General features: G+C 64.0%; 18 protein-coding genes and 1 pseudogene. 8 read left to right on the forward strand and 11 right to left on the reverse strand.

Features of this window, described 5'->3' with window-relative positions; all coding sequences use genetic code 11:
* Nucleotides 1–218 (reverse strand): methyltransferase family protein (locus tag ACYVO7_RS25340; RefSeq protein ID WP_460452541.1); only part of this gene is annotated, 218 nt, incomplete at its 3' end.
* 485 nt (nucleotides 219–703) lie between these two features.
* On the opposite strand from ACYVO7_RS25340, the gene ACYVO7_RS25345 reads away from it, so the two are divergent.
* The 3 genes from ACYVO7_RS25345 (at nucleotide 704) to ACYVO7_RS25355 (ending at nucleotide 3,943) form a co-directional block, all read left to right on the forward strand.
* Entirely contained in the window at nucleotides 704–1,243 is a 540-nt protein-coding gene (locus ACYVO7_RS25345) for a lipocalin-like domain-containing protein (protein ID WP_460452542.1), read from the forward strand.
* 935 nt (nucleotides 1,244–2,178) lie between these two features.
* A complete protein-coding gene (locus ACYVO7_RS25350) occupies nucleotides 2,179–2,550 on the forward strand; it encodes a hypothetical protein (protein ID WP_460452543.1) in 372 nt (123 codons plus the stop codon).
* Between the two features lie 349 nt (nucleotides 2,551–2,899).
* The gene (locus ACYVO7_RS25355) at nucleotides 2,900–3,943 is read left to right on the forward strand and encodes a methyltransferase (RefSeq protein ID WP_460452544.1); all 1,044 of its coding nucleotides are present in this window, start codon (nucleotides 2,900–2,902) and stop codon (nucleotides 3,941–3,943) included.
* A 192-nt stretch (nucleotides 3,944–4,135) separates the two neighbouring features.
* Here ACYVO7_RS25355 and ACYVO7_RS25360 read toward each other — a convergent pair whose 3' ends face one another.
* From ACYVO7_RS25360 to ACYVO7_RS25375, 4 genes are all read right to left on the reverse strand, one after another.
* The gene (locus tag ACYVO7_RS25360) at nucleotides 4,136–4,315 is read right to left on the reverse strand and encodes a hypothetical protein (protein WP_460452545.1); all 180 of its coding nucleotides are present in this window, start codon (nucleotides 4,313–4,315) and stop codon (nucleotides 4,136–4,138) included.
* Nucleotides 4,316–4,334: 19 nt separating this feature from the next.
* Nucleotides 4,335–4,508 (reverse strand): hypothetical protein, encoded by a 174-nt coding sequence (locus ACYVO7_RS25365; protein WP_460452546.1) that lies wholly within the window; start codon nucleotides 4,506–4,508, stop codon nucleotides 4,335–4,337.
* A gap of 282 nt (nucleotides 4,509–4,790) precedes the next feature.
* Nucleotides 4,791–4,919 carry a hypothetical protein gene (locus ACYVO7_RS25370; protein ID WP_460452547.1) on the reverse strand — a complete coding sequence of 43 codons (129 nt, stop codon included), beginning with the start codon at nucleotides 4,917–4,919 and terminating at the stop codon, nucleotides 4,791–4,793.
* A gap of 70 nt (nucleotides 4,920–4,989) precedes the next feature.
* A complete protein-coding gene (locus ACYVO7_RS25375; RefSeq protein ID WP_460452548.1) occupies nucleotides 4,990–6,168 on the reverse strand; it encodes a GAF domain-containing sensor histidine kinase in 1,179 nt (392 codons plus the stop codon).
* Between the two features lie 505 nt (nucleotides 6,169–6,673).
* Here ACYVO7_RS25375 and ACYVO7_RS25380 point away from each other — a divergent pair.
* From ACYVO7_RS25380 to ACYVO7_RS25395, 4 genes are all read left to right on the forward strand, one after another.
* Entirely contained in the window at nucleotides 6,674–7,168 is a 495-nt protein-coding gene (locus tag ACYVO7_RS25380) for a response regulator (protein ID WP_460452549.1), read from the forward strand.
* 3 nt (nucleotides 7,169–7,171) lie between these two features.
* Complete coding sequence (locus tag ACYVO7_RS25385) at nucleotides 7,172–7,540, forward strand: response regulator (RefSeq protein ID WP_460452550.1); 369 nt, start codon at nucleotides 7,172–7,174, stop codon at nucleotides 7,538–7,540.
* Between the two features lie 507 nt (nucleotides 7,541–8,047).
* Nucleotides 8,048–8,197, forward strand: a complete 150-nt coding sequence (locus ACYVO7_RS25390) for a hypothetical protein (RefSeq protein ID WP_460452551.1) — start codon at nucleotides 8,048–8,050, stop codon at nucleotides 8,195–8,197.
* Nucleotides 8,198–8,275: 78 nt separating this feature from the next.
* Entirely contained in the window at nucleotides 8,276–8,473 is a 198-nt protein-coding gene (locus tag ACYVO7_RS25395; protein WP_460452552.1) for a hypothetical protein, read from the forward strand.
* 24 nt (nucleotides 8,474–8,497) lie between these two features.
* Here the strand turns inward: ACYVO7_RS25395 and ACYVO7_RS25400 are convergent, their stop codons facing one another.
* Nucleotides 8,498–8,818, reverse strand: coding sequence for a hypothetical protein (locus tag ACYVO7_RS25400; RefSeq protein WP_460452553.1), 321 nt, complete (start codon nucleotides 8,816–8,818; stop codon nucleotides 8,498–8,500).
* A gap of 219 nt (nucleotides 8,819–9,037) precedes the next feature.
* Between ACYVO7_RS25400 and ACYVO7_RS25405 the strand changes: the two genes are divergently transcribed.
* A complete protein-coding gene (locus tag ACYVO7_RS25405; protein ID WP_460452554.1) occupies nucleotides 9,038–9,271 on the forward strand; it encodes a DUF6894 family protein in 234 nt (77 codons plus the stop codon).
* A 384-nt stretch (nucleotides 9,272–9,655) separates the two neighbouring features.
* Here ACYVO7_RS25405 and ACYVO7_RS25410 read toward each other — a convergent pair.
* The 5 genes and pseudogenes from ACYVO7_RS25410 to ACYVO7_RS25430 all read right to left on the reverse strand — a co-directional run.
* Nucleotides 9,656–9,796 (reverse strand): annotated as a pseudogene (locus tag ACYVO7_RS25410) (MBL fold metallo-hydrolase); the annotation flags it as partial.
* A 213-nt stretch (nucleotides 9,797–10,009) separates the two neighbouring features.
* Nucleotides 10,010–11,023, reverse strand: coding sequence for a cation diffusion facilitator family transporter (locus tag ACYVO7_RS25415; RefSeq protein WP_460452555.1), 1,014 nt, complete (start codon nucleotides 11,021–11,023; stop codon nucleotides 10,010–10,012).
* A gap of 8 nt (nucleotides 11,024–11,031) precedes the next feature.
* Complete coding sequence (locus ACYVO7_RS25420; protein WP_460452556.1) at nucleotides 11,032–11,298, reverse strand: metal-sensing transcriptional repressor; 267 nt, start codon at nucleotides 11,296–11,298, stop codon at nucleotides 11,032–11,034.
* Between the two features lie 67 nt (nucleotides 11,299–11,365).
* On the reverse strand, nucleotides 11,366–12,322 hold the full coding sequence (locus ACYVO7_RS25425; protein ID WP_460452557.1) for a hypothetical protein: 957 nt from the start codon (nucleotides 12,320–12,322) through the stop codon (nucleotides 11,366–11,368).
* Nucleotides 12,319–13,296 carry a DUF1259 domain-containing protein gene (locus tag ACYVO7_RS25430; protein WP_460452558.1) on the reverse strand — a complete coding sequence of 326 codons (978 nt, stop codon included), beginning with the start codon at nucleotides 13,294–13,296 and terminating at the stop codon, nucleotides 12,319–12,321. The genes ACYVO7_RS25425 and ACYVO7_RS25430 overlap by 4 nt, the downstream gene beginning before the upstream one ends.
* Between the last annotated feature and the right edge of the window lie 300 nt (nucleotides 13,297–13,596).

A 13,596-nucleotide genomic window follows, 5' to 3' on the forward strand; every position in this document is an offset into this window, starting at 1 on the left:
ACGCCAACGGGCCCCTCGCGGAACACCCCTTCGGCACACAGCGCCCTCAGCACGCGGGTGAGCGCTCCGGCATGCACGCCGCACTCGTGCGCCAGATCGCCGGCGGAACGCGGGCGCGCCACGAGCCTTTCGGGGATGTCGAGATCGGCGGCAACCTTGAGGCACTGCGATATCGCGAAGCCAAAACCGAGACGCGTGAGTTGCTCTTCGGGGGTCATAGGCCACCTCCTCTGCGGAACCGCACATCAGATTGGCACAACGGCCGAGTGTGAGACCGGAACGCGGTTCGAGGCGAAGCGGCCTGCAGCCGGGCTGTCCTGGGCACCCCGTGCGAAACTGAGCGTAGGCGCTCAGGCCGAATCCCGACCCATTCACGCGCATGCTGTGCGCCTTGGAATGCGACGAAAAGAGGCCGATGCAGTATCGCCACGATCAAAGCAGAGGCTAGTGCCCGTACTCATAAAATCCGTTCTGCAAACCACTCGCCAATCTCCGCTTCGCTCCGAAAGCACCGAATCCCGCACAGCAGCAAAATGACTTGATGGGCCAATGACCGACATGCCCCCCTTTCGTGCTGGCAGCGATGTCGATAGCCTATTCCGCAAGATGGCCAGCGAGCATAGAAGCGGCCCGAAGTCCATACGACGCGATCTCAGCCTCAAGGTTCAATTCTTTCAAGTGTACCGAAACGCGGAGGACCGATATGATCGTCAACCTAACTGCTGGCGATACCAGGAAGGCGAAGGCTCGCAAATTGACCGCGTGCCCGATTGTCACTGTGCTGATCATTGCTGCCATGGCTACTCCGGCCTTCGCTGAGTCGCTTAAGGATAAGGTCGTTGGCACCTGGATTTACGTTTCCAGCACTGCCAAGCGGGCTGATGGCAGCAGCGTGCCGCGCCCACAACTGCAGGGAGCAGTGACTTATACCGCGGATGGGCATTTCCACTTCATCACAGTGCCGGTTGATCTGCCCAAAATCGCGTCAGGCGACCGGCTAAAACCCACTCCAGAAGAAGCCCAGGCTGTCGCCACTGGAGTGATCGCTTACACAGGGACTTACACCCTCGACGAAAGCACCAAGACTGTTCACCCGACTGTAGTATCGAGTACTTTTCCGAACATGGTTGGTTCGGATCAGAGTCGGGTCATCACGTCGGTTACGGCCGACGAATTGCGATTGACGAATCCAGGTGGATCGGGAGGTTTAATCCTCGAACTGGTGTTCAAGCGCGCAAAATGAAAGCGCCTCATCCATTATCAGGACGGCCTACAGAGTCAGAATGTCGCAGCCTACGAAGTAGCTTGCTTGTTTCCGTGTCTCTGTATGATGAGTGAACATACGTTCATCGGACCAGCTAGGTCGATCCTCATCATGCCTCCTCGAGACGCGTTCGAGACCACTGGTCTGTCTAAAGGAGATGCAATCTATGCCCTTGACCTCTTTCAGGCCCGGGTCGGGGTTTTCTATGAGGATGTGCCTGGCGCGACGCTGTGGGTGGCCTACGACATGCGCCTGCTCCGCGCACGTCTTCAGAAGAAAATGAAAGCAGCACGGGACCCAGCCTCGAGAGCTACCCTCTTCGCCATGTGCACCGAGCTGGACCGACGCGGTTTCTAAGCAGACAGCAACCCCGGACGCAGGGTGGCCAAAGAAAAGCCCGGCGTGAGCAGGCAGTCATGCTCACTGTCCGACATTGCCGAGCGGTTCAGTCCTCCGTAGATCTCAGACAAAAGAAGCTACTACCTAGGTTCCAGCCGGAAATTGGGCTTGGAGGAGCGGGACAGGCCACTTCCGTCGCTTGTCCAGGATCCGTTGTGAAGCGCGTCACGCCGGAAGCTGGTCGGCTTTGATAACGTCGTCTCCACGTCGGACGCGCTGTCGTGACCGGGAGCTGACCATGTCGGACAAATGGTCCAGATGCGAGACGAGCAACAAAGAAACTGCGCCGGATACTCGCGACCCCTTCTTTGAGCGAGATCTCAGGCGCATGCGCTTTCGAGCCATCGCGCAGAGCCTGACCGCATCCACCGTCAGGGCGCGCATATGGGCGGCCGACCTGTTGGTGAGCAGCGGAGAGCGACTGCGCCCTAAGCCCGCGCCCGATCGGGAACGCCCGGGTCCGCTCCGGTCCGTCTAGTCCTCTAGAGGCTCGATGACACGCTGGAGCGCTTCTCATGGTCTTCGCCGAGTTTGTTGTGGGCGCGTTCGCGGCCTGTAATGCAGCACGGATTGTGGCCTATGTTCCCCAGATCCTCAGGATCGTGAAAGATCCGGAGGGAGCCAAGGCCGTGTCCTTAGGGACCTGGGGCCTTTTCGCCGGATCCAATGTGACCACCGTCGCCTATGCGCTGACCATTGTGGAGGACCTGCGGATGGCGGCGGTGTTCTCTGTCAACGCGGCAGCATGCGTCACCATCTTTTGCCTCACCGTAGCGCGACGCAGACAGCGGGCTTCTGGAAGCGACACGCAGGGCCCTGGCCTCCGTCATCCGCACCGAGGTTCAAGGCGCGCCGGCGCGGATTCGGCCTCGCCGCCCCGCCAGTGAGCTGCTTTCTGGACGCCGCGCTGCTGTCGCGCCCCGGATGCGCCTGGGATCTCACCTTCCGACTGTCCTCGTGGTCGAGGACGAGGCGATCCTGGCTTTTGCTGCAACCGACGATCTCGAGCAGGAGGGCTTCGCGGTGGCTTTTTTGGCTGCCGACGCCGACGTCACGCAAGGCTGTGGCCCCGGCCGTCCGCTCCGTAACCGCCGCGTCCGTGGGGTGACGACCAGAGGGTAACGCGCGAAGTCCATCGACGCGAGGCTGGTCACTTGCAACATCAAGGGTGAGCACTCGACGGCGGAGAGGGGCTGGAGGAGACTTGGCGCCGACGATGTGGCCCGGAGAACCGCGATGCAGACCCGCGCATCCCTGAACGAGGTTGCTGTGTCTTCCCGACTGTTGGACCTGATCGCCGGCGCTTGGATGTCCCAGGCGATCTACGTGATTGCCAAGCTCGGAATTGCTGATCTTCTAGAGAACGGGCCGGCCTCGACCGAGGCGCTCGCAGAGCGCTCGGGTACTCATCCCGATGTGCTGCGCCGCCTGCTCCTCCTATTGTCCAGTCGTGGAATATTCCAGCTCCGACCGGACGGCCAGTTCGAGGCGAATAGCTTGTCGGAGGGATTGCGCAGTTCAGCCCGCATCTCGCTTAGGCACTACTCGATCCTGCTCGGCGAGGAACCGTACTGGAGCGCTTGGGGTCATCTCCTTCACACCGCCAAGACGGGCGAGGCCGCCTTCCAGTTCGTCCATGGGACCGGCCTTTACCCCTATCTTGAAAGCCATCCCGACACAGCGACCACGTTCGACGCCGCCATCACCGGACGCGCGCGCCAGGAGAATGCAGACGTGGTCGCAAGCTACACGTGGCCGGCAGGGTTGATCGTCGATGTCGGAGGAGGGCAGGGAACGCTCTTGGCCGCGATCCTGCGAAAACAGCCAGCCGCGACGGGCCTCCTGTTCGAAGTGCCTTCTGTCGCGGCAAGAGCGTCCGAGACGCTGGCCGAGGAGGGAGCCGCCGCTCGCTCGACCGTTGTCGCGGGAGACATGTTCGAGGCTGTCCCGCCCGGCGGCGATCTTTACATCCTCCGGCGTGTGCTGCACGGCTGGAGGGACGAGGATGCCCTGCAGATCCTGCGCAGGTGTAGAGCGGCAATGAAGCCAGAGAGCATCCTCCTCGTCATAGAGCACGTCCTCGATCCCGACAATCGCCCAACCTGGGGACAGATGCTGGATCTGCAAATGTTGGTCCTCAACCCAGGAGGACGGGAGCGAAGGGAAGAGGATTTCCAGTATCTGCTGTCGGAAGCAGGGTTCCTGGTGTCCCGCCTCCTGGAGACGCGGACTGTCGCCAGCCTCATCGAAGCCACTCCAAAGCCTCCCCAGGAACTCTGATTGTCGTGGCCGTAGGGCAGCACGGTCCCGAGCAGCCCCTTGCCCTAGGGTTAGATCATCAGGATCCGCTCGCGGCGGGCGATCAAACCCCGGCGAGCGCCACCATGCCGCTGTCGCGCATGGCCTCGCGGATGTCCTGCGCCACGAGGCCGTTAGGCGCGACGCAATTGGGCGCGTCGAGCTAGCAATTGCTCATCGGGCATCGGTGATCTGAAAAGCCTGGAAACCGCCAGACGCGAACTGCTTGACCCAACCGTTGCGCTCCAGCGCCTCCGCGAAAGGGCCCATGAACTTGGCGGCATGCGATCCGACTTCGTATCTGAGGCGTCCCTTTTCGGCGAGGATGAGCAACCGCCGGTGAAGTCTGGTCATCCGTAATCCCGGTACGCTTTCAGGGAAGTCGTCGGTGAGATTGCTCCCCCTCCCGGCGGGCCAGCTCACAGAGCAGCATCAGGATCTTCGGCGGCAGCGGCTCCTCAACGACCTCGCGCCAGTACTCCCAAAGGGCCTGCTCGATCAATACGGTGTGGTGCTCGTCAGCCAACACCTCGTCGTCCGGTTCCATCCGCTCCGCTCGCCCAAGTTAGCCGTCGCCACTCTGTGCTGACAGAATGTCGCAGCCGCAGCTTCGTTCTATGTGGAAGGACAAAGGCTGCCGCGTTCGTAGGCCGTTCTCCTCCTGACCAACGTACTACTAAGGGATTCACCTTATAGGGGTGGAGCGTGAACGGCCCAGCCTAGTTCAGGGTTCGCTGCGAATGTGACAGGCGAAGCGTCGCCGAGCCGCCGCCGTCCTGCATGCGTCCCGGCGGTAGTTCGCGTCAACGCGGCGGGTCGTGGCGATCTCTCATCCGCACCAGCGGCAACGCCACCCCTCCCGCCGCACGCGGAGAGCGATCGTATTCGCCCGCCGCTTCCGGTTCTTCAGGTTGCCGACGCGCTGCAGGTTCACGTCCACGAGGAACGTCTCAAACATGACCGAGACCCGTCCCGTACCAGCTCCAATCCCGACATTCTTCAGATAATGCCGGAACGCACTTCCACAGTCAGCTCAGCGCCATCACGGCCATTTGGAACGTGAACACTGTTCTCTCCGGCGACGAGTTGACCTGCAACGTTCCCCCGTGCGCCCGGGCGACCTCCTGGGCGATAAACAAACCAAGGCCGAGCCCCTGCTGCGCAGGTTTCACCCGCGCACGAGTGAACGGCCGGAAAAGCCCGTCCAAGGCGGAGGGTGGGATCTCGGGTCCATAGTTCGTCACAGAGAGATTCAGTACGCTCGCGTTGACGTGCGCCGTCACCGTGACGGGGTCCGTTTGGGACCCGTGCAGAAGCGCATTGGCGAGAAGGTTGGAAAGCATCTGAGCGAGCCGAGGCCCATCGCAATTCACCTTGGCTGGAAGCGCCAGGTCTGATCGGATCTCCCGACCGGGCATGGCCTCCCGCAACTCGTCGATAACCTGTTGGAGCTGGGGCCCTAAGTTCTCGTCAGGGTTGCGATCTATGCTGAGGCCCCCTCCCAGGCGCGCGCGTGCGAAGTCCAGCACGTTGTCGATCAGGCCCGCCATTCGCGAGATGCTGTTCTCGATAAGGCGGACCATAGCGCCATGGTCCTTAGGGGGCAGCGTGGTCAACCGCCTCACGCCAGCGCCTATGGACGCCAAGGGATTGCGCAAATCGTGCCCAAGCACGGCAATGAACTGCTCGCGCAGTTCTGAGGCTTGCCGCTCGCTGAGCAGCATCGCTTCGGTCTCAGTCAGACGGTCGACCGCTGTGAGATGAAAGGCGATCAGATCCGAAAACAGCTTGAACATGCCCCGCACCTCGGGCGTGTCGAGCTTGGCCGGCTCAGGATCGATCGCACACAGAGTCCCAAAAAACGTCCCGTCGGGCAGAATGATGGGCTGGGAGATGTAGCTTTGAAAACCGTATAGCTGGGGAGTCGGATGGCCGCAGTAAGCGTTGTCTAACGCGACGTGATCGATCACCACAGCGCGGTAGGCCTCGCGCACCTCCTGGCAGATGGTGGTCTCGACCTTGAGTTCTCCCCCGGGCTTTAGCCCGAACTCGATGTCATCCCGAACCTGGCAAGCGATCCAGCGATCGTCCGTAACGCGCGCGACCGCCGCGAAGCGCATGCGAGTGACGCTGCAGACGACATCAAGGATCAGTGGGACAGCCGAGATCTGGCCGATTTTGTCGAGGTCGGCTTGAAAATCATGCATCGCTGGTGTTCCTCAGCCCTTCCGGGGCTGGGCCATTGGTGAGGCGCGCTGTCGGGACATGTCGCGCCGTTTCGCTGCAGCGGGGATCAAAGGCCAGTTAGCGTGCAGAACCACTGGCCGGCTCTTATCCTTCAGCAATCGAGACTGGCCTTCCAGCTTAGGCAGCCGGTTGTCTGAGACACTTCGAAAACCTGTTTTCGTCCGTGCTTGGCGTCTGACCGCGGTGTTCTAATCAGGCCCTCCCGCATGAGTTCGTGCGCTTGGGCCCGAGCCCACGCTCCCTCACGGCCCAAGACGATCACAATAAGGCCCGCCTCCGCCGCAGCCTGTTGGATGAGCTTCAACCCCGGACCTTCCATGTCGTTCACTCCGCCCCCAAACATCGGGGACCGTGCGCATAGCATATCTCTCAAGGCAACTGACATCCTACTCATTCGGATTTTGCAATCTGAAAGCCGGTTCCGGCTTTCACGATGTTCTAAACAATTAATTGTCAACTGATGTAATGACGGAACTTGATCCTTATCTGCGCGACGAGTTCGCATCGCTCGGCAAACGCTGCGAGCCGCTGCTCATTGTCGATGACAGCAAAGCCGTGCGCAGCATCCTGCTCCGACTCCTGGCACGGCTCGGCGTGCAGGACGTCGATAGCGCCCCCGACGCCCGCACGGCGTTTCGAATGTTGCGCCAGCGACGCTATCGGGCGGTGCTCTGCGACGTGGAGATGCCGGAGATCGATGGCCTGAAGCTCGCCAAGGGCTGTCAGGAGGCTGGCATCGAGCTTCCCTTCATCATGATCACCGCCAGTCTCGACCCGCGCTATGTCGCCCGAGCCCGGGGCAGGGCGGCCGGGTACCTCCTCAAGCCCTTCGGAGCGGACGCGCTCAGGCGCAAGCTGGAAGAGGTTCTGCCCTCCGTGCCCGACGCGGTAGCGGCAGAGCCTGCTTCGCAGAGCGAGGCCGGCCGGATCACCACCTTCCGCTCGCAGCAGAGCGAATAGAAAATGCCGTCGACGCTCCATAGGCTGACGGTGCTGGTCGTGGATGACTTCCCGCCGATGCTGACCATCGTGACCAAGCAACTCGCCGAACTCGGGATCCGCGATGTCGACTGCGCCGCCAATGTCGGCGAGGCGCTGATGCGGGCGCGAGCGCGCGATTACGATCTGCTGATCGTCGACTTCTTCTTGGGTGAGCAGACGGGAGATGACCTCCTCGCCGCCCTAGGCGAGCAGGGGGATGAGATCCCCGCCATCATCATGACCGGCGAGGCGCAAAAGGCTGCGACGAAACTCGGTCACGACGTCGACTGGCTGCGCAAGCCGTTCACGGCGTCGGACTTGCAGGCCCGGATTTTGGGGGCGCTGACCTGATGAACTGCGGGAGACGCATCTTGCCGCCCCGACGTGGCCGACCTCCGGGCCGGAAGTTCGACGCAAAGGTCTGGGTTTGCCTCACCGCCGATCAGGAGCAGGCCCTGCAAGACGCGTGTGGTTCTATGCCGACACACGGCGCTCGGTCCGACCTGATCCGTCTCGCTTTGTCGGAGTGGCTCATTTCGAACGGCTTCCTCGCCAGGACGTCGCAAACGATCAGTCCGAGCGGAATAGCCGAGGGACGCCAACGGCCGTAACGCCGTCGAGCCTCGCCGCGGCACAAGTGGGGCAACGCGTCGGACACCCGTCGCGGTCTGTTCTCGTTGACCCTGACGGCCCTGCAGACGATCCTCAGGGCGTCCACCAAAGCCCGCCAGGTCTAGGAGGTGCGGCAAGCCCACAGGCTCTCATCACTTCGAATGGCCGAGTTACGGCCAGCTGGAGCTTGATCGTTGCGCGTTCGCCAGAATCGGGCGCACCGTCGAGCTATCGACGGAGGTCGCCATGCGCACCATCCACGCCGCCAAGCAGCCTCCTGTTTCATTTCGATTGCGCCGACAGCCATCCATAGGATGGGGCGAAGCGCACATGCGGGTTCTGCTTGCCGGCTTGTTGCTGATCGCGCTGGGATTGGCGTTGGGCGGGATGAACTGACCCGCAAACCGCTTATGTGGGCTTGGCTGATGAGCCGGCCCGCTCTCTAAGCAGCGAAGATTTCTGAGGGCCGCTCCGATGAACATCGATCCTAAGGACCTGCGCCACTGGCCGCCGAACGCCGCACAGCCTGGTGAGGCCATGGCGCTCATCCGCCAAGAAAGGGAGGCGATCCCGGCCAAGACCAAACGTCCCCGCCGCGAGAGGCTCAGCCAAGCCCTTCGTGACATCGCGCACGCGCACCGAACGGGCGGGATGACTGGCAAGTCCAGCTAGACTGCCCAGCCTGCGCCGGCTGCCTCAGTCGCGCGGTCCGGCTTGCAACCAGCGGGTATCCGCCTCAGCCTCGGCAAGCCCGGCCGCGAGTTCCTTGAGTAGAGCGTCCGCCTCGGCTGCGCTCGCTGCGGTGATATAGTCCACGACCTTGCCGCCCTGCAGGACCACAGCCAAGTAGGGCAGCCCAGGTTCAGGCGGCGCGTAGACTGCAAATCCGTAGTCCATCGTGCTTGCCGATCTCGTCTTCAGCGCAATAATTTTGCCGGGACCACCCTGGCCCTCGTGGGCTACAGGACACTCCAGTGATCTCAAAAAAAACGTAAAGGCCCCCTGCGGCGGTAGCATGGGGGCATCGGTCGCGGGTGATCAGGCCGGCCGGTCTCGTCGTGGGATCAATGCTCCAAACGGGCGCGTGTTCCCACCAATTGATTCCGCGCCTTCCCTATAGTGGCGTCGAAAGCACCCTCGGAAGCGGGAGCCCCGGGCAGGCGCAATTCAAAGGAACGTTCTCCGCTCGGCTACGATTTCCAGCCACCCGCCGAGGTCTGACCGCTGGAGCCGCCAATGCGCTACTTCTTCGACATCGTAAGCTCACGAGGCCAAAAGCGAGATGAGGAGGGGGATGAGTTGGACGGACTGGAAACCGCTCGTAAGGAAGCATTCCTCACCCTTGCGGAGCTGGTTCGGTCCAACACTCTCGTTACGGACGGTGAGGCCACCCTTGAGGCCCGGGTGAGGGACGCAACCGGTAGAGCCTTATTTGTCGCCCGTATGAGGTTGGATTTGGTTTCCGAGTAAATGCGCGTCGACCTTGCATCTGTGCTCGCTAGGCGTCGCTACTCATTAGTGCGAGGCCACTCCATCCAGCTCGCGCCAAATCATCTGAGCCAAATTGCGTCCCTCGACAGGTTTCAGCATCACCGGCCCGTGCGCCTGGTCAAACGCCATAGTCTCGTCGAATGAGGTGATAATGACGAGCGGTAAACCGACTCGTCTCGTCCGAGCCATCAAGGCCAGCGAGACCCCGTGGGGGCTGTCTTTCCCCAACACCGGTTTATTGAGCCATGCCTGGTCAAGCCCGCCCACGGTACAAGTGAGACCGCGCTTCGGACGCCCCCGTCGCAGTCCGTTCTCGTTGACCCAGACGGGCCCGCATCCCATCCTCAGGCACCCACCAACCCCCGTGGCGCCCGACTTGGGATCGAAGTCCAGGACCGGGTCGATGATCGCAGCCGTCCCGGTCTCCGGATCGGCTACCACGTACTGGACGCTGCACGTGTGCTTCTCGAAGATCGGCTGCCCACAACAGCGCGAGGTTCCAATTCACCGCGCGACGCGGCAGTGGCCCACGCGTTCATGGTACACGTGCCGGCGCGGGGCTCCGTAGCGCGCCAGTCTCCTGTTCCGACCCGGTTCATGACGAGCGCAGCGCTCACGAATGCGCCTGCGGCCGGCACGGAGAGCGGCATTTCGAACTTGCCTTCGCGCTCGCCCATCGGCGTCTTCGCGCGTGCAGAACCCGAGCGTCGCGCTGCATCAGCGATGGGAGCCGGCCTCTCCGACGGCGCCCGCTGGGCGGACCGCGATATGCGCGCCGCCCAGGGCTGGCAGGTGCGCCTCGAACTCACGCTCCAGGGCGGCTCGGATGCGCTCGGCCTCGACGAGGCTCAGCCCGGGGTCGACCAGGGCCGTCGCTTGGAGGTTCAGCCTGTGGCCGAGCCAGCGCAGTTTCAGGTCATGCAGGCTTTGCACGCCGGGGACGTGCTCGGCGGCGTGGCGCGCGGTGGACACGAGGTCGGGCTCCACTCCGTCGATCATCCGTCGCACGACCGCGGCGGCCGACTGCCAGACGATGCCGAAGATCGCCAAAGTGATTAGCAGGCCGATGATCGGGTCGGCCAGCGGAAATCCAAGCCAGACGCCGGCGGCTCCGAGCACCACGGCGAGGCTCGTGAGCCCGTCCACGCGGGCGTGGTAGCCGTCCGCGACGAGCGCGGCGCTGTTGATGCGGCGCCCGACCCGGATGCGGAAAACGGCGACGGCTTCATTGCCGAGAAAGCCTGCCAAGCCTGCCGCAGCCACCCAGCCGAGCTGCCGGATCGGCTCGGGGTGGATCAGCTTGTTCGCAGCCTCGTAGCCGGCCAGCAGCGCGCTGGCGAAAATGATCAGGACGATGACGATGCCGGCCAGGTCCTCGACCTTGCCGTAACCATAGGCGAAGGTCGCCGTGGGCCGGCGGCGCACAAGGCGGAAGGCGATCCAGAGCGGGATCGCCGTGGTGGCGTCGGCGATGTTGTGGATGGTGTCCGCCAGCAGCGCCACCGAGCCCGAGGCCACGACCACCAGCACCTGCAGAAAGGCCGTGACCGCCAGGATCGCGAAGGACCATTTGATGGCCCAGATTCCTTGCGAGGTCGTGGCGATGGCGGGGTCGATCACGCCATGGGTATGGCCGTGGTCGTCATGGCCATGATGGTGTCCGTGGCCGTGACCATGGCCGTGATCGTGGTCATGGCCGAAGCCGAGCCAGCGCATCGCCTTGCCGAGCATCGGCGCCCTCACAGGTATTTGGTGATGGCGGTGACCTCGGCCAGCGCCTCCTTGGCCTTGCGGCCGCCCTGGCCGATAGCGTCCTCCAGGCAGTGGTCGATGTGGTCCTGGATGAGCTCGCGCTTGGCGTTGGCCACGGCCTTCTCGACCGCATGCAGCTGCTGGGCGAGGTCGAGGCAGGGGCGGCCCGCCTCGACCATGCCGATCACGGAGGCGAGGTGGCCCTGGGCCCGCTTGAGCCGGGCGATGATGTCGGGGTGGCTGGCGTGCATCATGCGCCGATACCTATCCCCCTGGAGGGGATACGACAAGGCAAGCGTGCGGGCCCGAGGGCTTGCGCCGTCAGTTGGCCTGCGGCTTGAGCACAATGATCTCGGCCGGGCCGCCGCGGGCGGGAGCGGCCACGAACAGCCGGTCGAGATCAGGCGAGAAGAGGGAGGTCCGCGCGCCGGGGGCCGTCCCGATCCTCGCAATCTCGCTGCCATCCTGATCCGCTCGGACGTCCACCACTCCCTCGCCGCAGCTGATGTAGATGCGTTGCCGGAGGGGATCGAAGAAGACATCGTCGGCGTCGCCGCAGGCCGCCGCGTGCCAGGCGATCCGGCCATTTGCGCCGTAGCGCAGCAGGGCAGCCGACTGGCGGGCTGCGACAGCTATCCCGGCTCCGTTCGACGCCAGGGCTAATGGAAAATTGGCCCTGAAGCGGCCAGTCATCCAGCTCGCCGCCTGCTTGCCTCCGTGCAGGTCCAGCACCGCGATCTCCTGGTGGTCGGGCAGGTTGACGAAGGCCCTTCCGGAGCTCGGCTCGATTTGGAAGCCCTCCGGATGGGCCTTCAGCGGCATGGTCGCGATCACCTTCCGGGAGGACGGGTCGATGACCGCGATAGCGCCGGACCCGTAGCCCACGAAGACCTGCCCGCGGCTGATCCGCACGTTGTCGGCATCGTCGCCGAGGTCGATGCGGGCGATCGCTTTCAGGGTGGCCCCGTCGAAGACGCGCACCGAGCCGTCCCTGGCGTTCGCGACCCACAGCGTCCGGGTGTCCGGATCCCAGCCGACGCCCTGGGGCTCGGCCAGGCCTTCGATCCGCTGGACGAGCCGGCCGGCTCGCAGGTCGACCACCCCGACAGTGTCGTTGCCAAGCTCGGCCACGAACAGTCGGCGGCCGTCGAGGTCGAGCGCGAGGTGGTCGATGCGGCCCTTCACGACGCCGAGCGGGATGCGCGCCTCGACTGTCAGGGCGGCGGCCGCGGCCGGCAGCGAAGCCCCGACCAGAACCGCCGCGAGCGCGATGCTCACTCTTGCTGCTGCCCACATCTGGCGACCTCGTCGGGGCTGTGCTGCTTCTGTGCGGCCATGACCTCCTTGCACTGGGGGGCTATGCCGGTCTTGGGCGCGCCGCCCGCCAGGCTCACCTTGTCCAGCGCGGCGCGAAGGCCGGTCGCGACCTTGCCGGCCGCGTCATTCGCCCAGAAGTGCATGAAGAACAGCCGCGGGTCGTCGGCCAGCATGTGGTTGTGCAGGGCGGTGACTTCGATCCCGTTGGCCCGCAGCGCCTTGAGCACGGGGTTCACCTGGTCCGCGGTCAGAACGAAGTCGCCGGTCGTCGCGACCTTCCCGTCCCCGGTCGGCTGCATGTTGATGGCGATGGCCGACCCCATGGCCTCCGGCACCTCCCTGCCGGCGTCCTTGACCGGCTCGCCCCGTGGGATGGAGAACTGGAGCACGCCGCCATTGGCCTTTCCGGTGCGCCCCAGCGCCTTCTCGATCGCAGGCTGGTCGATGTCCAGCGCCTCCACCGCGGCCGGCCCAGACGGGCCGAGCGGCGTCTTGCTCAGCGCCAATCCGTCATGCAGCAGCGTCGCCAGCTTCACCGGGTCGCCATGGCCGGACACGTGCATGTAGAGCGTGTACGGCTCGGCCCGCAGCAGGTGGTTGTGCACGGCCGTGATGGCGATGCCGCCCTCGCTCAACCGCTTCATCACCGGGTTGATTTCGTCTTGGGTGAGCACCAGGTCGCCCATCACCATGGCTTCGTCGCCCATAGGCCGGAACGCCAGCCAGGAGCCGAGCGCCAGGGCCGGCTTGAGGTCCACCCCGTCGAGGCGAACTTTCAGGTCTGAGCGGGGCAGGCCGATGCGATAGACCTCGCCCTGCATGGCGCCCTCGCGACCAAGCGCCTGGCCGACGGCCTTCCAGTTAGGGGGCCCGGCGAAGGCTGCGGTCGCGTCGAGGATCGACAGCGAGGCAAAGAGAGCGATGGAAGTTCGCATAACGGTTTCCTCCTGGTTGGCCCCCTACATTCCGCGCTAGCTGTCGGGGCGACACCGACTGGCTTTAGCTGCGCTTGGCGGGCTTCTGGAGCACTGGCGGCGCGCGAAGGTGATCCACTCGGCAATCCCCGGATGAGCGGCCAAGGTCGCCATCAAGGTCAGACACACGGCTCTCATCGGATCGCCCCCGCCAGGTACAGGGCCACCCCGGCGGCGGAGCAGGCCGCCAGCGTCGGGATCATCCCGACCTTGAACCGGAACATGGCCACGATCGCCGCGATGGAGAGCGCCAGCGCCCAC

Source organism: Alsobacter sp. SYSU BS001988 (genome assembly GCF_054796215.1).